Source organism: Brevibacillus brevis, assembly GCF_022026395.1.
Taxonomy (GTDB): domain Bacteria; phylum Bacillota; class Bacilli; order Brevibacillales; family Brevibacillaceae; genus Brevibacillus.
Map to the genome: position 1 here is coordinate 2,137,111 of NZ_CP041767.1, position 22,342 is coordinate 2,159,452.

Here is a 22,342-nt window from a genome sequence, read left to right on the forward strand (position 1 = left end):
CACATGGATCGTCGTGAAAGACAAAAAAGGATACGAAATTTTTCCATCATCGCCCACATTGACCATGGAAAGTCGACGCTGGCAGACCGCATTTTGGAGCTGACCGGTGCTTTGACTGCACGTGAGATGGAAGCCCAGTTTCTTGACACGATGGAGCTGGAAAAAGAGCGCGGGATTACAATTAAGCTGAATGCCGTGCGTTTGAACTATAAAGCAGATGACGGTGAGGAATACATTCTCCACCTGATTGACACTCCTGGGCACGTCGACTTTACGTATGAAGTATCCCGCAGTTTGGCTGCCTGTGAAGGGGCTATTCTCGTCGTGGATGCGGCACAAGGGATCGAAGCCCAGACATTGGCTAACGTGTATTTAGCGTTGGACAGCAATCTGGAGATCATTCCAGTTATTAACAAGATCGACCTGCCGAGCGCAGAGCCTGAGCGCGTGAAGCAAGAGGTTGAGGACGTGATCGGTCTGGATGCCAGCGATGCGGTTTTGACTTCTGCCAAAGCGGGTATCGGGATTAAGGAAGTACTGGAAGCTGTTGTGCAAAAAGTACCTGCTCCAGAGGGAGATCCGGATGCACCTCTCCAAGCTTTGATTTTCGACTCCTATTTTGATGCGTATCGCGGCGTTATTGCCTCCATTCGTGTCATTAACGGAACCTTGAAAAAAGGTATGAAGATCAAGATGATGGCGACAGGCAAGTCGTTCGAGGTAACCGAAATCGGTACATCGACTCCACGCCAAACACAAGTAGAAGAATTAACGGTTGGAGATGTAGGCTACGTAGCTGCTTCCATTAAAACAGTGGGAGACACCAGTGTGGGGGATACCATTACAGATGCAAATCGCCCTGCACCTGAACCGCTACCAGGTTATCGCAAAATCAACCCGATGGTTTTCTGCGGTTTGTACCCAATTGAAACGAACGAGTACAATGATTTGCGCGATGCATTGGAAAAGCTTCAGCTAAACGATGCGTCCTTGCAGTTTGAACCGGAGACTTCCCAAGCACTTGGCTTTGGTTTCCGTTGCGGTTTCTTGGGTCTTCTGCATATGGAGATCATTCAAGAGCGCATCGAACGGGAATTCAACATTAACTTGATTACGACCGCGCCGAGCGTTATTTACCGCATTACCAAAACGAACGGCGAAGTATTCGAAATCGACAACCCGTCCAAAATGCCGGAAGCGCAAAAGATCGAAATGGTCGAGGAGCCTTACGTTACGGCGACTGTTATGGTACCGAAAGAATACGTCGGTGATGTTATGCAGTTGTGCCAAGGTAAACGCGGTGAGTTTCTTGACATGCAGTATATGGGTGAGAACCGTGTGCAGCTGAAGTACGACATGCCTTTGTCGGAGATCGTTTACGATTTCTTTGACATGCTGAAGTCGGGTACAAAAGGCTACGCATCCTTTGACTACGAGCTAGGTGGGTACAAAGCATCCAAGCTGGTGAAAATGGATATTCTCCTCAACGGCGAAGTGGTGGATGCTCTGTCGTTTATCGTTCACAAAGACACGGCTTATCCTCGTGGAAAAGTCATCTGCGAAAAGCTGAAGGAATTGATTCCGCGTCAGCAATTCGAGGTGCCGATTCAAGCGACTATCGGACACAAGGTTGTTGCTCGTGAAACGATCAGTGCGTTGCGTAAAAACGTTCTTGCTAAATGTTACGGCGGGGACATTTCGCGTAAACGTAAGCTGCTCGAAAAGCAAAAAGAAGGAAAGAAGCGCATGAAGTCTGTTGGTTCCGTAGAGGTACCGCAAGAAGCATTTATGGCTGTATTGCGCATGGATGATAAGAAGTAGGCCTGACCTTGTGTCAGGTCTTTTCCATTAAAAGCGGTGGTCAAAAAGTCGGCTTTTGATCACGAAGTAGAAAAGAAAGTTGATTCGGCGTCGAAACTGGCGTTCACCTTCGAAGTCCGGTGCTCATGTAGGTCCCCTACACTCCGCTCCTCCTTCTTCAGGTTCTCGCCACTTTCTCGGTGCTGAAAAGCCGATTTTTTGACTTTTATTGAAAAAGGTTGTCAAAAAGTCGGCTTTTGATCACGAAGTCATTTATGAAAGTTGATTCGGCATCGAAACTGGCGTTCACCTTCGAAGTCCGGTGCTCATGTAGGCCCCCTACACTCCGCTCCTCCTTCTTCAGGTTCTCGCCATTTTCTCGGTGCTGAAAAGCCGATTTTTTGACTTTTATTGAAATAGGCATTCCAAAAGTCGTTATTATTAGGAGGGAAAGGGACATGATGCCACAATCGGTTTACATTCACATTCCCTTTTGTACGAATAAATGTTACTACTGTGACTTCAACTCATTTGTAACGAACAATCCGCAGCTCATTTGGGATTACTTAGACGCATTGAAAAGCGAAATGGAGATCACCTTCAGTCAGCAGCCGATCGAGCAGGTGAAAACGATTTTTGTCGGCGGAGGGACACCTACGTTTCTCGATCATGCCCAAATGCGCGCGTTTTTGGAAATGGTACAAAAGCAATTGGGCAAGTACTTGGCGGATGATATCGAGTTTTCGATGGAAGCGAATCCGGGAACGACAGACGTGGAAAAGCTGCGGATCATGCGTGAGCTGGGTGTCAATCGGCTGAGCTTTGGTGTGCAGTCCTTTGACGACGCGCTCCTAAAACGACTGGGACGAATCCATGACCAGGAAGCAGTGTATCGCAGTATCGACAATGCGAAAAAAGTAGGCTTCGACAACTTCAGCATCGACCTGATGTTTGGATTGCCGGATCAGACACTCGACATTTTCCGCCAAACATTGGACAAGGCATTTGGGCTAGGCACCACCCATTTTTCTGCGTACAGTCTCAAGGTGGAAGAGAACACGCTGTTCCACACCCTTTACCAAAAGGATCAGCTGCCACTGCCATCTGAAGAGACGGAGCTCGAGATGTACATGGTATTAATAGAAGAGATGGAGCGGCATGGGTACAAGCAGTATGAAATCAGCAATTTTGCAAAACCGGGCTTTGAGAGCAAACATAATAAAACCTATTGGCTCAATCGTGAATACTATGGGTTGGGTGCAGGTGCCCACGGCTATGTGTGCGGCCACCGACACGTGAATGCAGGCCCGCTTGCGATTTACTTGCAGAAGTGCAAGGAAGGGCTGCCGCGTGTAGAACAATTCGAGGTACCGCGCGAGGATGCCATGGAGGAACAGATGATTTTGGGACTGCGGTTGAGAGAAGGAGTTGATCTTTCGGCGTTTGCTTCCCGTTTTGGCGCAACTGTTCATGATGTTTTTGGGACAATAATAGAAGAAGAGGTAGCCAAAGGAATGCTGGAAGAACAGGACGGGTTTTTGAAGCTGACGAAGCAGGGGCTTCCGCTCGGAAATGAGGTATTTGCGCGCTTTCTCCGTTGAGGATAAAGCGAAACTCGCGAAAAATGAGATTTTTTGTCTCTGGAACTAGCTCAAGTTCGTTGACAAATCCTTCTACTATTGATACCTTAGTATATAGATTTAGCACTCGATAAGCATGAGTGCTAACAATCCAACAGGAGGCGAGCGACATCCATGTTATCAGACCGTCAACAAATGATTTTAAATGCGATTGTCGATAATTACATTCATTCTGCCGAACCTGTTGGCTCCCGAACCATTTCCAAACGGGACGACATCGGATTCTCTTCGGCAACGATCCGCAACGAGATGTCTGACTTGGAGGAGCTGGGATACTTAGAACAGCCCCACACATCGGCCGGACGTGTTCCTTCTACAAAAGGATATCGCTTCTACGTCGATAACCTGATTCAGCCTCATCTTTTGGAGGAAGCTGAGTTGGGTAAACTAAAACAGTTGTTTGCCGAACGTATTCTCCACGCAGAACAAGTGGTAGAGTACACCGCCCAAATTCTCTCTCAGTTGACAAACTACACGGCGATTGTCTTGGGTCCAGAGATTTTTGAGCATCGGTTAAAACATATTCAAATCGTTCCTCTCAATGCTGAACAGGCTGTCGCGATTGTGGTGACACATACCGGACGAGTGGAGAACAAGCTGATCGATCTTCCAGAAGGCATAGGAGCCGGGGAAATCGAGAGACTCGTCAATCTGTTGAATGCAAAGCTGACCGACGTGCCGCTATGGCAGCTTCGGCAACGTCTTTATCAAGAGATCTCCGGTGAAATGCAACGTCATACCGAGCAGTATGAAGAAATCCTTCAGCTCCTCAACAACTCGCTGACACAAGAAGAAGAACGGGTATACTTACGCGGTGCGACCAAGATCATGAACCAGCCGGAATTCCGAGACGTGGATAAGGTCAAGGATATTCTCGAGCTATTAGAGCAGCACGATCAATTGATGAATGTGATCGGCATGCAAGGTGATGGTCTCACGGTACGCATCGGCCAGGAAAACCAGCTGGACGCGATTAAGCAATGCAGTATTATTACCACTTCTTATTCGCTTGGAGGCAAGCCGGTAGGAATGGTGGGGATACTTGGTCCGACGCGGATGGAATACGGCAAGGTCATTACTGTGCTCAACCATTTGGCGGAAGGACTATCGCGCATGCTGACTTCGCAGTTTGAGAAATAAATGGAGTGAATGGCTAAACAGTCTTTTGACTGGGGAAAGCCGCCAGGAGGTAGTGACGTTGAGCGAGGAAAAAGTAACGCAAGACCCGACTCTCGAGGAAGAACAAGTAGCAAAGGATGCAGACCAAGCGGAAGCAACCGAGATGAACTGGGAGCAAGAGGCTGCTCACTGGAAGGCTCAGGCTGAGGATCACCAAAACCGCATGCTGCGCGCCATGGCTGATATGGATAACCTCCGTCGCCGTGTTCGCAAAGAGCAGGAAGATCTGGCGAAGTACGCTTCACTTAAAATCGTGGAAGAGCTTCTGCCAGTTCTCGATAACTTCGAGCGAGCACTTGCCGCTGACAAGGAATCCATGACAGTAGACTCTCTTTTAGAGGGGGTAAACATGGTATATCGTCAGATGGTCCAAGTTTTCGATAAAGAAGGCTTGGCTGCAATCGAAGCACAAGGAAAACCATTTGACCCACACATCCACCAGGCGGTTATGCAAACACAAAACCCTGAGTTTGAATCAGGCGTTGTGGTAGCCGAGCTGCAAAAAGGATATATGTTCAAAGACCGCGTCGTTCGTCCGGCGATGGTTCAAGTGAACGAGTAATTTCAAAAAACGTAAATTCACTAGACGTAAAGTGTTAGGAGGACATTTTGTATGAGTCGCGTAATCGGAATTGACTTGGGAACAACCAACTCTTGTGTAGCAGTAATGGAAGGCGGCGAGCCAGTCGTTATTGCCAATGCGGAAGGTAACCGCACCACACCATCCGTGGTAGCATTCAAAAACGGCGAGCGCATCGTTGGGGAAGCGGCAAAACGCCAAGCGATCACCAATCCAGACAATACCGTAATCTCCATCAAGCGCCACATGGGTAGCACCTATAAAGAAACGCTGGAAGGCAACCAGTACACACCTGAACAAATCTCTGCTATGATCCTGCAAAAGCTGAAAGCAGACGCTGAAGCCTACCTTGGTCAATCTGTGACGCAGGCAGTGATTACGGTTCCAGCTTACTTCAATGACAGCCAACGCCAAGCAACAAAAGATGCTGGTAAAATTGCTGGCTTGGAAGTACTGCGTATCGTGAACGAACCAACCGCGGCGGCACTTGCATACGGTATGGAGAAAACAGAAGATCAAACCGTTCTCGTATTCGACTTGGGCGGCGGAACCTTTGACGTATCCATTCTCGAATTGTCCGATGGCTTCTTCGAAGTAAAAGCGACTTCCGGAGATAACAAGCTGGGCGGAGACGACTTCGACGATGTCATCATGAACTACCTGGTGAGCGAATTCAAAAAAGAGCATGGCATCGACCTGTCCAAGGATCGCATGGCTCAACAACGTTTGAAAGATGCTGCGGAAAAAGCGAAGAAAGACCTCTCTGGTGTATTGACTACGACCATTTCCCTGCCGTTCATTACAGCAGATGCAACAGGTCCAAAGCACTTGGAGATGAACCTGACTCGTGCGAAATTCGAAGAGTTGTCTGCTGAGCTGGTTGAGCGTACAATGGGCCCAACTCGTCAAGCACTGAAAGACGCTGGTCTGACTCCAAGCGAACTGGATCGCGTTATCCTGGTGGGTGGTTCTACTCGTATCCCAGCGGTACAAGAAGCAATCAAGAAATTTACAGGAAAAGAACCACATAAAGGTGTAAACCCGGACGAAGTAGTAGCACTGGGAGCAGCTGTTCAAGCGGGCGTACTGACTGGTGACGTAAAAGACGTCGTTCTTCTCGACGTAACGCCACTGTCCCTCGGTATCGAGACATTGGGTGGCGTATTCACCAAGCTGATCGATCGTAACACGACGATCCCAACAAGCAAATCCCAAGTGTTCTCTACAGCTGCGGACAACCAAACATCTGTAGAAATTCACGTTCTCCAAGGGGAGCGTCAAATGGCAGCCGACAACAAATCGCTCGGGCGCTTCAACTTGTCCGATATCCCGCCAGCGCCACGCGGCATCCCGCAAATCGAAGTATCCTTCGATATTGACGCGAACGGTATCGTAAACGTACGTGCAAAAGACCTGGGTACAGGTAAAGAACAACGTATCACGATCACTTCTAACTCCGGTCTGTCCGACGACGAGATCGATCGCATGGTAAAAGATGCTGAGTTGAATGCAGAAGCGGACAAACAACGCAAAGAGCAAGTAGAAGTTCGCAACGAAGCAGACCAACTCGTGTTCACTACCGAGAAAACATTGAAAGAAGTAGAAGGCAAGATCGATCAGGCTGAAATCGATCGCGCTAACGCTGCGAAAGATAAAGTGAAAGCTGCTCTGGAGGGTGGCAACATCGAAGAGATCAAGACAGCGAAAGATGAACTGTCCGAGATCATCCAACAAATTTCGGTGAAGCTCTATGAGCAGGCTGCTCAAGCGCAAGCAGCACAAGGCGGCGGCGCTGAAGGTCAAGAGCCGAAGAAAGACAATGTCGTTGATGCTGACTACGAAGTGGTAGACGATAAAAAGTAACACGCTGGAATTGTGAGGGGAGAGATTTCTTCCCTCACTTCCCACGATGTGACCCATGAAAGTCAAAGTCACGGAATGCTGACTTTGACTTTTTTTCAAGTCTGTCACATGCTATGATAACAGTTGACTGTCATGGGAGTGATGTAGGAGATGAAACGTGATTTATACGAGGTTCTGGGCGTAGCAAAGGATGCGGACGCTGATGAAATCAAAAAAGCGTATCGCAAACTGGCACGTCAGTACCATCCCGATGTAAATAAAGAGGCTGACGCGGAAGAAAAGTTCAAAGAAGTTAAGGATGCGTACGACATCCTGTCCGAGCCACAAAAACGTGCGCAATATGACCGTTTTGGTCATCAAGATCCGAATCAGGGCTTCGGTGGCGGAGGTTTTGATGGATCAGGCATGGGCGGCTTCGGAGATATTTTTGATATGTTCTTCGGTGGTGGCGGCAGACGTTCGAATCCAAATGCACCTCGCAAAGGATCTGATCTGCAATTTGGCCTTAGCATTGACTTTATCGACGCGATTTTTGGAAAAGAAACGGACGTGGAAATTCCAAAAGAAGCAGAATGTGATACATGCCTTGGTTCCGGTGCAAAGCCTGGTTCCGGTGTCGATACTTGTAAGACTTGTAATGGTACAGGACAACAAGAAGTGGTGGCGAACACGCCATTCGGTCGAATCGTCAATCGCCGTGTTTGCTCGACTTGCGAAGGCAAAGGGAAAGTTGTCAAAGAAAAATGTTCAACTTGCCGTGGAAGTGGACGTGTCAAGGTACGCCGCAAAATTCATCTCAACATCCCAGCAGGTGTGGATGATGGAGCACAATTGCGCGTAACAGGCGAAGGTGAACCGGGAGCAAACGGTGGACCTCCTGGAGATTTGTACGTCGTTTTGCGCGTGAAGAGTCATGAGTTTTTTGAGCGAGAAGGAAATGATATTTACTGCGAGGTTCCGCTTACTTACGCACAGGCAGCACTTGGAGATGAGATCGAAGTGCCGACTGTCGATGGTCGCGTGAAGTTGAAGATCCCGGCGGGTACCCAAACAGAAACATTCTTCCGCTTGCGTGGAAAAGGTGTTCCGCATTTGCGTGGAAACGGCCGCGGTGATCAGCATGTGAAAGTGCGCGTCATTACGCCGACCAAGCTGAGCGATAAACAAAAGGAATTGTTGCGTGAGCTCGCCGAACTGTCTGGAGAAAAGCCAGGACAGCATGGAGGAGAAGACGAAAGCTTTTTCGAAAAAATGAAACGGGCATTCCGCGGCGAGTAATCCGTCGCGGTTTTGTCCGCTTTTTGCCTAAAGTTTCATGTAGCGAAGTCGATTAAATGAAAAGCCCGAATGGGAGCTTATGTGGGGAGTGGTAGATTCGTGAAATGGTCAGAAATCAGTATCCATACTACAGCGGAGGCTACGGAGGCGGTGTCAAGCCTCTTGTATGAATTGGGTGCAAATGGTGTCGTAATTGAAGACCCGGAGGTGCTCTATCGTGAGTGGGATACCCCTTTTGGCGAAATCTACCAGCTTTCTCCTGATGATTTTCCGGCCGAGGGCGTATTCGTTAAAGCATACCTGCCGGTTGACAGCAGCGAACTGCTAGACGTTGTAGAAGAGCTAAAAGAGCAATTGGCGCAGTTGATCGAGTACGGTTTGGACATCGGCAAGGCATCGATTGCTGTAAACGATGTCCATGAAGATGAATGGGCCCACGCCTGGAAAAAATACTACAAACCGGTTCATGTGTCTGAACGCATGACCATCAAACCAGTATGGGAAGAATACGTGCCAAAGCATCCAGATGAGATCATTATTGAGATGGACCCAGGCATGGCTTTTGGAACAGGTACACATCCGACGACCATTCTTTGTCTGCGTGCACTTGAGAAGTATCTTACCAAAGGCGATCAGGTGTATGATGTTGGGACAGGCACAGCTATTTTGAGTATTGCTGCCATCAAGCTCGGAGCAAAAGATGTGCTGGCGATGGATTTGGATGAAGTAGCCGTTCGTTCTGCGCAGGCCAATACCGAACTGAATGGTGTGCACGAGCATATTAATGTGAGACAAAACAACTTGCTTGACGGCATCGAGGAGCAGGTAGAAGTGGTCGTGGCCAACATTTTGGCAGAGGTCATCGTGCGTTTCACCGACGATGTATTTCGCGTGTTGAAGCCAGGTGGAACCTTCATCTCGTCGGGTATTATTGCTGCACGCGAAGCGGATGTGAAAGCGGCGTTGGCGGCTTCAGGCCTTGAGGTCGTGGAAACCATTTTCATCGATGACTGGGTAGCAATTGTAGCAAAAAAACGATAGAATAGTGGGGTTGGCGAGATGCAACGATATTTTGTCGAGCCACATTCCTTTACTGAGAATGAGCTAACGATTGTCGGAGACGATGTACACCATATCGTAAATGTAATGCGTGCTCGGGAAGGCGAAGAAATCATTGTTTCTGATGGAGCGGGCAGGTCTGCAAGAGCCAAGCTGGTCTATCTTTCTGCCAAGGAAGTACGGGCAGAAGTAGTGGAAATGCTTCAAGAAGAACGAGAATTGCCGATCCGGGTCACAATTGGTCAGGGGCTTCCAAAAGGCGAGAAGCTGGAGTGGATTTTGCAAAAGGGGACGGAACTTGGGGCGTACTCCTTTTTCCCGTTTTCTTCTGAGCGAACCATTGTAAAGCTAGACGCCAAAAAAGAAGCGAAAAAACTGGAGCGTTGGCGCAAAATTGTCAAGGAGGCTGCTGAACAGTCTCATCGTGCTGTTTTGCCAGAACTTTTATCTCCTGTTTCATTTCGTGAGATACTTGAAGCTGGCCAATCGTATACGCATTGCGCAATTGCCTATGAAAAAGAAGGCAGTACCACGATTCATCACGTGCTAGAAGAGATGACTGCGGGAGATTCACTTCTCGTCCTCGTTGGACCGGAGGGAGGCTTCTCTCCAGAGGAAGTGGCTCAGGCAGAGAGCAAAGGGTTCCTGACGGTTTCCCTCGGCCCGCGTATTTTGCGCACGGAAACAGCAAGCCAGTACGTCTTGGCCTGCGCTTCCTATCAATTTGAACGAAAGGCTTCATCACTTCGCTAAGGATGAGCAGGAACGAAACGGTTATGATCGTTTCGTTGACCGCAAGCGGTCGCATCCACTTTTATGAAAAACGTTGAGACGTTTTTCACGGAAAAGGAGGAATGGCAATGTCTACCGTTGCTTTTCATACATTAGGCTGCAAAGTAAACAGCTATGAGACAGAGGCCATCTGGCAATTGTTCAAGGCAGACGGCTATGAGAGAGTCGACTTTGAACAAGATGATGCAGATGTTTATGTGATTAATACTTGTACGGTTACGAACACCGGAGATAAGAAGAGCCGCCAAGTGATTCGTCGTGCGATTCGCCGGAATCCTGAGGCGATCGTAGCCGTAACTGGCTGCTATGCGCAAACCTCTCCAAGTGAGATTGCGCAAATTCCCGGTGTAGATATCGTAGTTGGTACACAAGGACGCGAGAAGCTGATCGAGTACGTGGATCAAATTCGTGCAGAACGCAAGCCGATCAACGCAGTGGGCAACATTATGAAAGCTCGCGAATTCGAAGAGCTGGATGTTCCTAACTTCACGGATCGCACACGTGCTTCCCTTAAGATTCAAGAAGGCTGCAACAACTTTTGTACGTTTTGTATTATTCCGTGGGCACGCGGTCTGATGCGTTCCCGCAAACCGGAAAGCGTCGTCGAACAGGCCCAAAAGCTGGTGGAAGCGGGCTATCTGGAAATCGTTTTAACTGGGATTCATACAGGTGGTTACGGCGAGGATCTGGAAGACTACAATTTGGCCAAGCTGTTGCTTGACCTTCACCAAGTGGAGGGACTCAAGCGCATCCGCATCAGTTCAATCGAAGCGAGCCAAATCACCGATGAAGTGATCGAGGTCATCAACAACTCCGATCGAGTCGTGCGCCATCTGCATGTACCGCTGCAAGCGGGCGATGATGAAGTGTTGAAGCGCATGCGCCGCAAGTATACCACTGCTGAGTTTTACGAAAGAATGGTCAAAGTACGCGAAGCATTGCCAGGAGCAGCGATTACAACAGACGTTATCGTAGGCTTCCCGGGTGAGACCGAAGAGCAATTCTGGAACGGATACGAGTTTATGAAGAAAATCGGTTTTGCCGAGATGCACGTATTCCCGTATTCTATGCGTACAGGTACACCAGCAGCGCGTATGACGGATCAAATTCCGGAAGAGGAAAAGAACGAGCGCGTAGCGAAGCTTCTGGAGCTCAATCAGGAATTGACCTTGGCATACTCCAAAAAATTCGTAGGAGATGTACTGGAAGTCATTCCGGAGCGTCCGTTTAAAGAAGCACCAGATAGCGGTCTTCTGATGGGCTATTCGGACAACTACCTGAACGTCGTCTTCCCTGGCGATGAGAGCATGATCGGCAAGATTTGCAAGGTCAGACTGGATGAACCAGGCTCGGAATACTGCAAAGGAACTTTTGTTCGTGTAGTGGAAACAGAGGCGCTGCCTTACCTGAAGGAGCGAGCTATATGAGGGAGATATCGGCAGGAGGCGTTGTATATCAGAAGCAAGACACAGAGTACATGCTCCTATTGATTGAAGACCGCTATGGCAAAGTAACACTCGCAAAAGGGAAGCAGGAGATGGGCGAGACCATCGAAGAAACGGCTCTGCGCGAGGTTTTGGAAGAAACAGGCGTAGCAGGACGCTTGGGGTCCAAGCTCGATATGATCACCTACGTGTATACGCATCCGGTAACGGGCGAATCCATCGACAAAGAAGTCCATTATTATTTGGTGGAAGCCTACAACACAGAGATCACCGTCCAGCTAGAAGAAATCAATGATGTTCATTGGCATTCTGCAAAGGAAGCATGGGATTTGCAGCTGCAACGAGGATACCGTAACAATGACAGCATTTTTCGCCTTGCATTCGAACAATTAGGGATAGAGGTGTAGTTCTATGAACATGAACAAATATATCGACCACACGCTGTTGAAGCCTGATGCTACACAAGAGATGATTGACAAGCTGTGCGCTGAAGCAAGAGAGCACGACTTCATGTCTGTTTGCGTAAACCCTTATTGGGTAAAACGCTCTGCTGAACTCTTGGCAGGCTCCGATGTGAAAGTGTGCACAGTTATCGGATTCCCTCTGGGAGCGAGCACGATTGAGTCCAAAGCAGCCGAAACCCGCGATGCGATTGCAAACGGAGCGACTGAGGTAGATATGGTACTGAACGTAGGTGCCTTGAAATCCGGCGACCTGGAAACTGTCAAAAAAGACATCGTTGCTGTGAAGCAAGCTGCTGGCGATATTCTCTTGAAAGTGATTCTGGAAACTTGCCTCTTGACCGAAGAAGAAAAAGTAGTTGCGTGCAAGCTCTCCGTAGAGGCTGGTGCTGATTACGTAAAAACCTCCACAGGATTCTCAACAGGTGGAGCAACGGTTGAAGATATCGCCCTGATGCGTAAAACCGTAGGACCAAATGTAGGCGTAAAAGCGTCTGGTGGCGTTCGTGACGGCGAGACAGCAGTTGCGATGATCGAAGCAGGCGCGAGCCGTATCGGTACGAGCTCCGGTGTTTCCATTGTAACTGGAGCAAAAACAACAGGCAGCGGATACTAATACGAAAGAAAGCCTGGCCGAGGTAAGGCCGGGCTTTTTCCGTCCTGCATGCTGATGTTCCTATAGAGAGAGGATAGGGAGCGGGGAGGAGATTAGCAAAATGAAATTTGTTAAAGGAATCGTCATCCTGTTGGCTTTTTATGGGGTAGGCGTAGCTGCGAGCAAATGGCTGCATATTCCCCTGCCCGGTAACCTGGTGGGAATGCTGCTGTTAACACTGGGACTGTGTATGGGATGGATACGAATGGACTGGGTAGAACAAGCGGGTACTTTTTTAATTAGACATATGTTGCTCTTTTTCGTACCGATCATCGTCGGAGTTGCTTCCTATTTAAACGTATTCACGCAAAACCCATTGCCAATCATACTATCGATGGTTCTCGGTCCTTTGCTCGTCATGCTTGTAACTGGCGTGGTTGTGCAATGGTATTTGAAGCATCATAAACAAAAATCAGAATCGTCCTTGCCGCAAGAGGGGAGGACTCTGGATGCTTAGTCAATTTTTCGCCATTTTGGTATCGATAGCAGGGTACAAAGGCGCAACCATGATCAACGCTCGATTCCAACGGTTGCAGCCTCTTTTGGTGGCTGTGATCTTGGTCTGGACCATGTGGTGGGCGTTTAGCGGCGATTGGGAGGCGTTTGCTGCAGGAGGATCGTGGATTTCCTTTTGGCTCGGTCCTGCCACGGTGGCACTCGCTATTCCGCTGGCTAAACAGATCAAGGAGTTTGCCCATATTTGGCGCGGTGTTTTGCTTGGTGTATGTGCAGGCTGTGCAGTTGCGATCTTTGTCGTTATGGGGGTTCATTGGTGTTTGGGTTCAGATGAGCTCGTATACAAAAGCATGCTCAGTAAATCCGTGACGACCCCGATTGCGTTGGAGCTAAGTCGTTCCATAGGTGGGGAACCTGCACTTGCAGCCTTTTTTACCGCATTAACGGGGATGGTCGGTGTCATGCTTGCCCGTCCTGTTCTCAAATGGGGAAAAATTACCGATGATTGGGCAATCGGGATCGCCATCGGTACGAGTGCACATGCCATTGGTACGGCCAGCTTAAACCGCGTTTCTCCTGTTCAAACGGCAGCGTCCAGTGTCGCAATGATCGTGGCGGGTGTTATTACTTCCATCTACTTGATACCATTTTCTTTCTAATAGTGAGGTCAGTAGGACGACGCTTATCGGGGATCAGCCATTGAATAAACCGGGCTATTTGCGGGACGAATGGCAGCGCGACCAGGGAGCAGACGAGATTGAAGATCGTCTGCGAATGGGCGATCTGCATAGAAGGACTATCCGTTAAAAATGCACTAACGAGGGCAAGCTGGGAAAGAAACGGTAAAAAAACAATCGCGCCTGCGACGTTGAAGAGCGTATGGCACCATGCGACCTGCTTGGATGCCGTATTCGTCCCAATAGCAGCAATGACAGCGGTAAAGCAAGTTCCGACATTCGCGCCCAATACGATGGCAAGTGCCGTTTCCATCGAAAGAATTTGATGACTGAGCAGGCCCATCGTGATCACGGTCGTAGCGGAACCGCTATGAATGAGAGCGGTGAAAATAATCCCGGTAATCAAACCGATCCAGATGGAATGGCTGCTCTCCAGAAAAAGCGATCGAAACGTCTCAGACTGCTCCAGAGGCTTCGCCATGACTTTTAATGTATCGATTCCAAGGAAGATCAGTCCGAAGCCGGCGACGACGAGACCAATGCAACGAATATTGCGGCGCGGCATCAGCCAAAGAGCGACTCCGATGAGAAGCATGGGGATGGCAAAAGACTCAAGCTTGAGCGCAACCAGCTCCGTTGTCACAGTCGTGCCCAGATTGGTTCCCAATATGATGCCGACGGTTTGTGTGAACTGAATGATGCCTGCATTCGTCAACCCAATCGTCAGGACGGTTACCGCACTGGAGCTTTGCAAGACAAAAGTAGCGAGTAGACCAACCCAGAAGCTATGGAGTGGGGTACGAGTAAAGCGCCCCATCCATTCTTCCATTTTTTTGCCGGCAAGGTTTTGAAAGCCGGAGCGCATGGCATACATACCGAAAAGAAAAAACGTGAGCCCAAAGGTAAAAGGGGCGAGGATGGAGACTATCACAAGATACGTTCCTCCCTGTCCATTTTTAGCAAGTTACTATACGCTATGCCTGTACAAGGGCAAGCATGACAAGAGGAGGAATAGCTGCATGGCACGTGTGCTATTGAATCAACATCGGAAAAAGCGGCTAGAAGTTGGACATCCGTGGATTTTTCAATCAGAGGTATTAGAAATTCAAGGGGATGTAGAGCCAGGTGAAATCGTCGAGGTCACGAATCACAAAGGACATTTTTTGGCAAAGGGCTACATCAATCCAGCTTCACAAATGATCGTGCGCATTTTGAGCTACGACCAAAAGGAAGAGATCAACTACGACTTTTTCTTGCGCAAAATCAAGGAAGCGGCAGAATTCCGGACGAGATTTGTGGACAATCCGCGGGCTTGCCGTGTCATTTACGGGGAAGCTGACTTTTTGCCAGGATTGATCGTTGATCGCTACGAAGATACATTGGTTGTCCAAGTCCTCTCATTGGGGATAGAGAAGCGCATCGATTGGATTCGGGATGCATTGGTAGAGGTATTTGCACCGACCGGTATTTATTTGCGCAATGATGTGCCTGTCCGTGAACTGGAAGGGCTGACACAGGGCAAAGAAGTCCTGTACGGAGAGTGTCCGCGTGAGGTTTTGATCGAAGAAAACGGATTGAAATACTATGTGGATATCGTAGAGGGGCAAAAGACAGGCTTTTTCTATGATCAGCGGGAAAACCGTGCCTCCATCGCGCCTTTGATGAAGGGCTGGGGCGAAAAGCACGGCATTTCCCTGACGAGCATGGAAGTAGACGGCGAGACAAAGCAGATGCCTGTAGACAAGCGCGGTAAAGTCGTCAAAAATCCGTTTTGGGATGGCGCTGAGGTATTGGAATGCTTTACTCATACCGGTTCCTTTACGCTGAATGCTTGCAAGCACGGTGCGAAAAAAGTGACGGCCCTCGATATTTCCGATCACGCCATCGAAACAGCGAAGCGTAACATTACACTCAATGGCTTTTTGCATCGAGTTGATTTTGTGGTGGCCAATGCATTTGATTACTTGCGTGAAAATGTAGAGGCAGGCAAAAGCTGGGATGTGGTGATTCTTGACCCGCCAGCGTTCGCGAAATCGCGTGGAGCAGTGAAAGGCGCTTGCCGCGGTTACAAGGACATTAACTTAAACGGAATGAAGCTCGTTCGTCCGGGCGGATTTCTCGTTACCGCGTCTTGCTCGTACCATATGTCACCTGAGCTGTTCTTGCAAACGATCCAAGAAGCAGCGGTCGATGCGAAAAAGATATTGCGTCTGATTGAATGGCGAGGCGCGGGCAAGGATCATCCGCAAATCAGTGGGGCTGATGAGGCTCATTACTTGAAATTTGCCATCTTTGAAGTGAGAGATCGTCGATAGAGAAAAAGAAAAACAGCGTCCGCTTAAGAACGGCGCTGTTTTTCTTTTTGGCTTTCAGTCTGATTTAGGACTTTGGTTTTTCGAAAATCAATTCGAAGTATTTGGCCATACCGTCGCCCCCGATGCTTGGCGCAAAAATTTGCACCAAACGCCAGCCTTCCTTGGCGTGCTCGTGGACAACGGTCTGATAATCTTCTTTTGGTTGGCGTCGAAAAGAGGACAGCTCAACTCGGACGAATTTGTATTCAAACATGTTCTTTCCCCCCGCTTGTATCGTCTCTCTTTTTATACGCGCGACGTGCGGAAAGAGTTGCACAAAGAATGTGAATCATTTCGAATAAAGAAATAAGTGCTCATGACAATTGCTTGTCATTTTTTACACGCCTGACGAGATCGAGAGCCTGCTTGAACCCCAGTTCTTTGCCTAAAAAGACTTGTCCTTCGGCGGGGGTAGAAGCGCGGGCCTGGCTTAAGTTTTGAAGCTCGTGGGTCAAGAGATGCTCGACCAGATATAGCTGTACCTGACCAATTTCCCGTTCGCTTTTCCGATCACGCTCCTTGAACTTTGCCCGCTGCTGACTTTCCTCCACATACTTGTCGATATCATCCTCTAAAAAATGTGAGGCATTGGAGATGATATGGCGGTAGTCATCCGTCTTAGAGGGAATGGTACGGATGGTGTGACCGAGATGGGCGAGGAGAAATTTGTTCAAGACGATTGGGTCACGGGTGTAGTTGTTATGCAGCAGGGAGTATTCCCCCAAGAATGAACCGCTGTCCTTATCATAGCTGTGCAATAACGTGTAAGAAGCGCAGTACGTGCAGTACAGTAAATAATCTCTCATGGAAATCCCTCCAAAAAATAGCTCCATGACAGGAATTTTATTTATATGGTATGAGAAAAAACGTGAGCAGGTGATACTTGCTTCTCTTGTTTTTGGCGTTTGGTTTGTGTATGCTAAATGACGGGCTCGGCCCGGTAAATAGAGCAGATGTTGGGCTTTTGCATAGCATAGGAGAGAGTAGAAACTGGGTAGACTCTCCGGGTATCGTACGGAGGGGAAAGGAGCATGACACAGATGGGAAATCAAAAGATTCGACTGGGCATTATTTATGGAGGAAAATCCTCAGAGCATGAAGTTTCATTGCGTACGGCCATGTCCATTATGCAGGCTGTAGATGCAAATAAATATGAGGTAACCCCTGTGTACGTTCAATTGGATGGCTCTTGGGTGACTGGAGAAACACTGGCAGGTCAACTGCCGGATAAGATCGAAGCGTTGCGCTTATCAGCAAAAACACCAGCGATTACCGAGGCAGCAGAGACAGGGCAAGAGCTGGCAGTAACAAGCAAGTCGGGGTCGCTGTTTGCCATGAATGAGCAAATGGATGTTGTTTTCCCTGTGGTTCACGGACCATTTGGGGAAGATGGGACGATTCAGGGGCTGCTGGAATTGGCGAATATCCCGTACGTGGGAACCGGAGTAATGGCTTCCGCTGTCGGAATGGATAAATGGATGATGAAGACCGTCTTTGCACAGGCTGGACTTCCGCAAGTGAAATATGTAGGCTTGCTGCGCTCGCAATGGGAAAAAGGCCAGGACGATGTCATGGATCGGATCGAGCGTGAACTCGGCTATCCGTGTTTCGTCAAACCGGCGAATATGGGCTCCAGCGTAGGGATTAACAAAGCGAAAAATCGTGAGGAGCTCAAGCACGCATTAGATGTCGCTGCCAAATTCGACCGCAGATTGATTGTGGAAGAGTTCGTTCAAGTCCGTGAGTTGGAGATTGGCGTTTTGGGGAATGAAGAGCTGATGACTTCTGTCGTTGGGGAAGTCATTGCCGCTAAAGAATTTTACGATTACGAAGCCAAGTACAAGGGGGCGGGAACAGAGCTCTCCATTCCTGCCATCGTTCCCGAGCATGTATCCGAACAAATTGCGGATATTGCCAAGCAGGCATTCCAAGCACTCGATGGCTCTGGCCTTTCTCGCGTAGACTTTTTCTGGGATGAGAAAAACGACAAGCTCTATATCAACGAAGTGAATACGATGCCAGGCTTTACGCCGTTTAGCATGTATCCAATGCTTTTCCAAGCAGCGGGTGTGAGCTACAGCGAGCTGATCGATCGTCTGGTGCAACTCGCTATCGATCGACATGCAGATAAAGGTCGCAACGTCGTAGATGCGGAAGAGTTGGATTAATCATGAGAAAAAAGATGCTGATAAATCGGCATCTTTTTTCTTTTTATGTAGGAGGGAGGAACTAATTTCGGTCAGCGCATCTCTTTGAATTGTATAAGACGAATTTTATTGCTTGAAATGAGAATGATAATCGTTTACATTATACATGGGACGTTTTACCAGTTATGTAAGTTGCAATGCTTGAAATAAAAAATTGGATCAAGCAAGAGGAGAGGTAACATGTTCGTAGTCAAGCATATCGCAGAGCATGCAACGATGCAGAGCTTTCTCAATTGTTATCTCCGAGAAACAGGTAGGGGCGAGTGGATCAATCGGAAAGACGAGATTACGAAGCAGCTAACGAAAATCATACAGCCGAGTACAACAGGTACGTACCTTCATTGCGAACTCCCGCATCAGGGGATTTCCCTCTATGTCGGTGTCAAATATCATTCGGTGACAGGCAGGCATCTGTTTCATTATCCAGCTTGCTATCGAAGTGGTGACTGTACTCGATTCGTCAAAGCGGACTATTTGACATTAGCGGTTCTTTTGATTAAAGAGCTAACGCTTCAGCATGGGGAAAATGCAGTTCCAGATGAATTGGTCTTGCGTATGATTCAAAGCTGCCAAAGCATTGAGAAGTTTGTTCGGACTCGCCAAAGTAATGCGGAGATTTTATATGGCGTAGAACAAAGCTTCATCGAAGCAGAACAGGCACTTTTGTTCGGTCACTTGTTTCATCCAACCCCGAAGAGTCAGCAAGGAATTCCTGATGCCAAGCAAGCGTTGTATGCACCGGAGTGTTGCGGGAAGTTTCAACTCCACCTGTTTGCTGCCCATCCGTCGATTGTTCACGAAAAATCTGGACTAACAAAATCCGCTACGCAATTACTGAAGGATGAGTTTCCTTCGATATCTGATGTCGATCCGTCATTTTCAATCGTCCCGATTCATCCGCTTCAAGCAGAATGGTTGCTCGAACAGGTAGCCGTACAATCCTTGATCGGGAAAGGGTTGCTTCTATACCTGGGGCCAACGGGTGAGGAGTATATGGCGACATCTTCTCTTCGAACGGTTTATCATCCTGAGAAGAAATACATGCTCAAGCTGTCCGTCCCAATCAAAGTTACGAATTCATTACGGATCAACAAGTTAAGTGAGATGGAGATCGGTTTAGAGGCGAAGCAACTTTTTGAAACAGGGATCGGTGAAGTGAGTCACAAGTATCCAGGCTTTGGCTTTATCTCTGATCCGGCTTACATCACGATCACGTTGGATCAGGCGAAAGAATCCGGATTTGAAGTGATCCTGCGTGATAATCCCTTTATGGGGAGGAATGCAGAGCAAGTCACGCAAATCGCGGCACTCGTTCAAGATCCACTTCCCGGTTACAAGAGTAGGTTGGCAACGATCATTCACCATCTGGCACAAAAAGAAGGGAAGTCACAGGAAGTAGTTAGTTTGGAATGGTTTAAGCGGTATGTAGATATTTCTTTGAAGCCAATGGTATGGCTTTATCTAAAATACGGAATCGGCTTGGAAGCCCATCAACAGAATAGTGTTGTCATGCTTAAAGACGGATACCCCGATCAGTTCTTTTATCGTGATAATCAAGGCTACTATTTCTCAGAATCGATGCAAGAAGTATTAGAGGCAGAATTGCCTGGGGTTGGCAAGGCGAGCAGGAACATTTACAAAGACAATCTAGTAGATGAGCGAATCACTTATTACATGATTTTTAACCATATGTTTGGACTCATTAATGGATTTGGAACGGAAGGATTAATTGACGAACAAATCTTATTGGCAGAGATGCATGAGGTTTTGACGGAGTTTTTACCGATGAATCGAGAGGCGTCGAAGTTTCTGGAGAATCTACTCACGCGCGAACAGCTTCCGTGTAAGGCGAATTTGCTCACGCGCTTCTATGATTTGGATGAATTAACCCAACCGGAAGAGAGATCATCTGTTTTTGTTTACATAGATAATCCTTTAGCAAAAGTAAAACAGACGGAAAAGGCAGGGCTGCATGCTTTTGGATAGCTTACTAGCATCTAGCTTGAAGAGACTTGGAGGATAACGTATGGAGTTAACAATACAAGATTTCTCGATTGAAGAGGCACTTCACTCGCCCCAGTACGTGCAGGTGAGAAGACGGGTGTTTCGACAATGCATCGAGTCTTTATTATATGAGGGAATTTTGATCCCTGAGACCCTTCAAGAGGGGGACGAAACGATTTACACCCTGCATGGGTTTGATGAGGGTGAACTGCCTGTTCGCTATCTTTGCCGAGGGCGGAAAAGTGCCAGTTTTGGGCTTGTTCGTTTAGGGAAGGACCCCGTTACCCGTGTTGTTTACGATCAAAACGGGGTTGAAAAGCAAGAATCTGAAGCGGTATCCCTCACTCGTTTTTTAGTGGAAGTCTTTCGAACGAACACGGTAGATGAACAAAGACTGAAGCTATTTGCCAATGACTTGGAACAAACGCTGTTAAAGGATACATTGTCCCAATACTATCGGATACAAAATGATATTCGGATGCAGGGCAAATCGTACGATGAGCTGGAAGGTGATCTGATGGATGGTCACCCTTACCATCCTAGCTATAAATCACGTGTTGGCTTTACCTATGTAGATCATTTTGCCTATGGTCCTGAATTTAAGCAGGAAGTTCATTTTCTTTGGTTAGCAATACATAAGCAATATTCTCAAGTATCCATTGATCAAGGAAGGAATTTCGATGACCTTCTTTTGGATGAAATAGGGCGAGAGCAAAAAGAAGCCTTTCAACAAATCATCGTCAATCATGGATGCGATCCTGATCAGTATGCCTTCGTGCCTGTCCACCCGTGGCAGTGGCGCAATCATATCGTGCCTGGGTTCCAAGACGATATCCATCGCAAACAGATCATTGTGCTAGGTGCAGGCTCTGATGGTCATCGTCCACAACAATCCATCCGCACATTTGCTAACAAAAGTAATCCGCATAAACCGTATCTGAAACTCTCGATGAACGTAGTGAATACTTCAGCTCCACGTCATCTCACGCCGCACTCACTGGCTAGTGCCCCCATTGTTTCGAGGTGGCTCAAGGGGATTACGGACGCAGATGCCTATTTGCGAGATGTGCAAAAGGTGATCATGCTCCAGGAGTTTGCGGCAGTGGCATACGATCCTCCACCTGCTTCTGAACTAGTGGAAATGGTTACATTCGGGGTAATTGGGTGCATGTGGAGAGAAAGTCTCATCCCTCATCTCGAAGCCGGAGAAGAGGCGGTTCCTTATAACGCATTAGCGGCAGTAGAGGTGGATGGGATGCCATTCATTGACCCTTGGGTTCGTAAGCAAGGGCTAGAAAATTGGCTTGTGCGATTATTGGAAAGCAGTGTATTGCCAGTCGTTCATATTCTTGTGAAACACGGAATTGCAATGGAAACCCACGCGCAGAATATGGTCTTGGTGCATCGGGATGGTGTCCCTACTCGGGTGGCATTGAAGGATTTTCATGAAGATTTGATTTTTTGCCAACCGTTCTTGAGTGAGCCAGACAAATGCCCGAACTTCGCGGAAGTGCACGAATATTACGCAACAAAACCCGATGATGTGATGTTTCACATGAATCAAACATCAACAGTCAGGGATTTGACATTGGAGACTTTATTTATGATCAATCTGGGGCAACTTGCACGGCTATTAGAGGAGCATTACAGCTATGCCGAAGAGAACTTCTGGGAGATGGCCGTTCAGGTATTGGAGGGTCACCAACAACGATTCCCGGAATTGGCGGAGCGATTTAAGCGATTTGATCTGTTTGTTCCAATCGTGCAAGTAGAGAAATTGACCAAGAAAAAGCTATATACAACAAACGAGAACTATCATTTACATGAAGTTCCCAATCCTTTGTTCGAGGCAAGGAAAAGGCTTCATTCCATGGCTGTGGGAGGTTACTAGC

General features: G+C 48.0%; 20 protein-coding genes. 17 read left to right on the top strand and 3 right to left on the bottom strand.

The features are described 5' to 3' along the window. Nucleotides 1-3: 3 nt before the first annotated feature. The 13 genes from lepA to FO446_RS10610 all read left to right on the top strand — a co-directional run bounded on the left by lepA (nucleotide 4) and on the right by FO446_RS10610 (nucleotide 13,867). The gene (gene lepA, locus FO446_RS10550; RefSeq protein WP_173611486.1) at nucleotides 4-1,821 is read left to right on the top strand and encodes a translation elongation factor 4; all 1,818 of its coding nucleotides are present in this window, start codon (nucleotides 4-6) and stop codon (nucleotides 1,819-1,821) included. 437 nt (nucleotides 1,822-2,258) lie between these two features. Beyond that, nucleotides 2,259-3,401 (top strand): radical SAM family heme chaperone HemW, encoded by a 1,143-nt coding sequence (gene hemW, locus FO446_RS10555; protein WP_173611482.1) that lies wholly within the window; start codon nucleotides 2,259-2,261, stop codon nucleotides 3,399-3,401. A gap of 153 nt (nucleotides 3,402-3,554) precedes the next feature. Continuing rightward, nucleotides 3,555-4,580 carry a heat-inducible transcriptional repressor HrcA gene (gene hrcA, locus FO446_RS10560; RefSeq protein WP_088906868.1) on the top strand — a complete coding sequence of 342 codons (1,026 nt, stop codon included), beginning with the start codon at nucleotides 3,555-3,557 and terminating at the stop codon, nucleotides 4,578-4,580. A gap of 58 nt (nucleotides 4,581-4,638) precedes the next feature. Then, nucleotides 4,639-5,181 carry a nucleotide exchange factor GrpE gene (gene grpE, locus FO446_RS10565; protein WP_173611481.1) on the top strand — a complete coding sequence of 181 codons (543 nt, stop codon included), beginning with the start codon at nucleotides 4,639-4,641 and terminating at the stop codon, nucleotides 5,179-5,181. Nucleotides 5,182-5,232: 51 nt separating this feature from the next. After that, nucleotides 5,233-7,062 carry a molecular chaperone DnaK gene (dnaK, locus tag FO446_RS10570; protein WP_173611480.1) on the top strand — a complete coding sequence of 610 codons (1,830 nt, stop codon included), beginning with the start codon at nucleotides 5,233-5,235 and terminating at the stop codon, nucleotides 7,060-7,062. A gap of 150 nt (nucleotides 7,063-7,212) precedes the next feature. Next, the gene (dnaJ, locus tag FO446_RS10575; RefSeq protein WP_173611479.1) at nucleotides 7,213-8,340 is read left to right on the top strand and encodes a molecular chaperone DnaJ; all 1,128 of its coding nucleotides are present in this window, start codon (nucleotides 7,213-7,215) and stop codon (nucleotides 8,338-8,340) included. Nucleotides 8,341-8,439: 99 nt separating this feature from the next. Then, nucleotides 8,440-9,381, top strand: a complete 942-nt coding sequence (gene prmA, locus FO446_RS10580; RefSeq protein ID WP_221868949.1) for a 50S ribosomal protein L11 methyltransferase — start codon at nucleotides 8,440-8,442, stop codon at nucleotides 9,379-9,381. Nucleotides 9,382-9,399: 18 nt separating this feature from the next. Next, nucleotides 9,400-10,152, top strand: coding sequence for a 16S rRNA (uracil(1498)-N(3))-methyltransferase (locus tag FO446_RS10585; RefSeq protein WP_221868950.1), 753 nt, complete (start codon nucleotides 9,400-9,402; stop codon nucleotides 10,150-10,152). Nucleotides 10,153-10,259: 107 nt separating this feature from the next. Continuing rightward, complete coding sequence (gene mtaB / locus FO446_RS10590; RefSeq protein WP_173611476.1) at nucleotides 10,260-11,618, top strand: tRNA (N(6)-L-threonylcarbamoyladenosine(37)-C(2))-methylthiotransferase MtaB; 1,359 nt, start codon at nucleotides 10,260-10,262, stop codon at nucleotides 11,616-11,618. Further along, nucleotides 11,615-12,043: an NUDIX hydrolase gene (locus tag FO446_RS10595; RefSeq protein ID WP_017247721.1), complete on the top strand. Its 429-nt coding sequence runs from the start codon at nucleotides 11,615-11,617 to the stop codon at nucleotides 12,041-12,043. The genes mtaB and FO446_RS10595 overlap by 4 nt, the downstream gene beginning before the upstream one ends. Before the next feature lie 4 nt (nucleotides 12,044-12,047). Next, complete coding sequence (deoC, locus tag FO446_RS10600; protein ID WP_237900601.1) at nucleotides 12,048-12,713, top strand: deoxyribose-phosphate aldolase; 666 nt, start codon at nucleotides 12,048-12,050, stop codon at nucleotides 12,711-12,713. 100 nt (nucleotides 12,714-12,813) lie between these two features. After that, the gene (locus FO446_RS10605; RefSeq protein ID WP_047072553.1) at nucleotides 12,814-13,209 is read left to right on the top strand and encodes a CidA/LrgA family protein; all 396 of its coding nucleotides are present in this window, start codon (nucleotides 12,814-12,816) and stop codon (nucleotides 13,207-13,209) included. Continuing rightward, entirely contained in the window at nucleotides 13,202-13,867 is a 666-nt protein-coding gene (locus tag FO446_RS10610) for an LrgB family protein (RefSeq protein ID WP_237900603.1), read from the top strand. The genes FO446_RS10605 and FO446_RS10610 overlap by 8 nt, the downstream gene beginning before the upstream one ends. Here the strand turns inward: FO446_RS10610 and FO446_RS10615 are convergent. Next, nucleotides 13,833-14,816, bottom strand: coding sequence for a Na/Pi cotransporter family protein (locus FO446_RS10615; protein WP_221868953.1), 984 nt, complete (start codon nucleotides 14,814-14,816; stop codon nucleotides 13,833-13,835). The two genes, FO446_RS10610 and FO446_RS10615, sit on opposite strands and share 35 nt — an antisense overlap. 88 nt (nucleotides 14,817-14,904) lie before the next feature. Between FO446_RS10615 and FO446_RS10620 the strand changes: the two genes are divergently transcribed. Further along, the gene (locus tag FO446_RS10620) at nucleotides 14,905-16,200 is read left to right on the top strand and encodes a class I SAM-dependent rRNA methyltransferase (protein ID WP_173611472.1); all 1,296 of its coding nucleotides are present in this window, start codon (nucleotides 14,905-14,907) and stop codon (nucleotides 16,198-16,200) included. 64 nt (nucleotides 16,201-16,264) lie between these two features. On the opposite strand, the gene FO446_RS10625 is transcribed toward FO446_RS10620, so the two are convergent. Together FO446_RS10625 and FO446_RS10630 are read right to left on the bottom strand one after the other, a co-directional pair. Continuing rightward, nucleotides 16,265-16,453, bottom strand: a complete 189-nt coding sequence (locus tag FO446_RS10625) for a DUF4177 domain-containing protein (RefSeq protein ID WP_007727654.1) — start codon at nucleotides 16,451-16,453, stop codon at nucleotides 16,265-16,267. Nucleotides 16,454-16,553: 100 nt separating this feature from the next. Continuing rightward, nucleotides 16,554-17,045, bottom strand: a complete 492-nt coding sequence (locus tag FO446_RS10630; protein ID WP_173611471.1) for a hypothetical protein — start codon at nucleotides 17,043-17,045, stop codon at nucleotides 16,554-16,556. A 234-nt stretch (nucleotides 17,046-17,279) separates the two neighbouring features. Here FO446_RS10630 and FO446_RS10635 point away from each other — a divergent pair, with 234 nt between their 5' ends. From FO446_RS10635 to FO446_RS10645, 3 genes are all read left to right on the top strand, one after another. Continuing rightward, nucleotides 17,280-18,407: a D-alanine--D-alanine ligase gene (locus FO446_RS10635; RefSeq protein WP_173611638.1), complete on the top strand. Its 1,128-nt coding sequence runs from the start codon at nucleotides 17,280-17,282 to the stop codon at nucleotides 18,405-18,407. 219 nt (nucleotides 18,408-18,626) lie between these two features. Further along, a complete protein-coding gene (locus FO446_RS10640) occupies nucleotides 18,627-20,432 on the top strand; it encodes an IucA/IucC family protein (protein WP_237900605.1) in 1,806 nt (601 codons plus the stop codon). A gap of 40 nt (nucleotides 20,433-20,472) precedes the next feature. Further along, nucleotides 20,473-22,341, top strand: coding sequence for an IucA/IucC family protein (locus FO446_RS10645; RefSeq protein WP_237900607.1), 1,869 nt, complete (start codon nucleotides 20,473-20,475; stop codon nucleotides 22,339-22,341). Nucleotide 22,342: the final 1 nt, after the last annotated feature.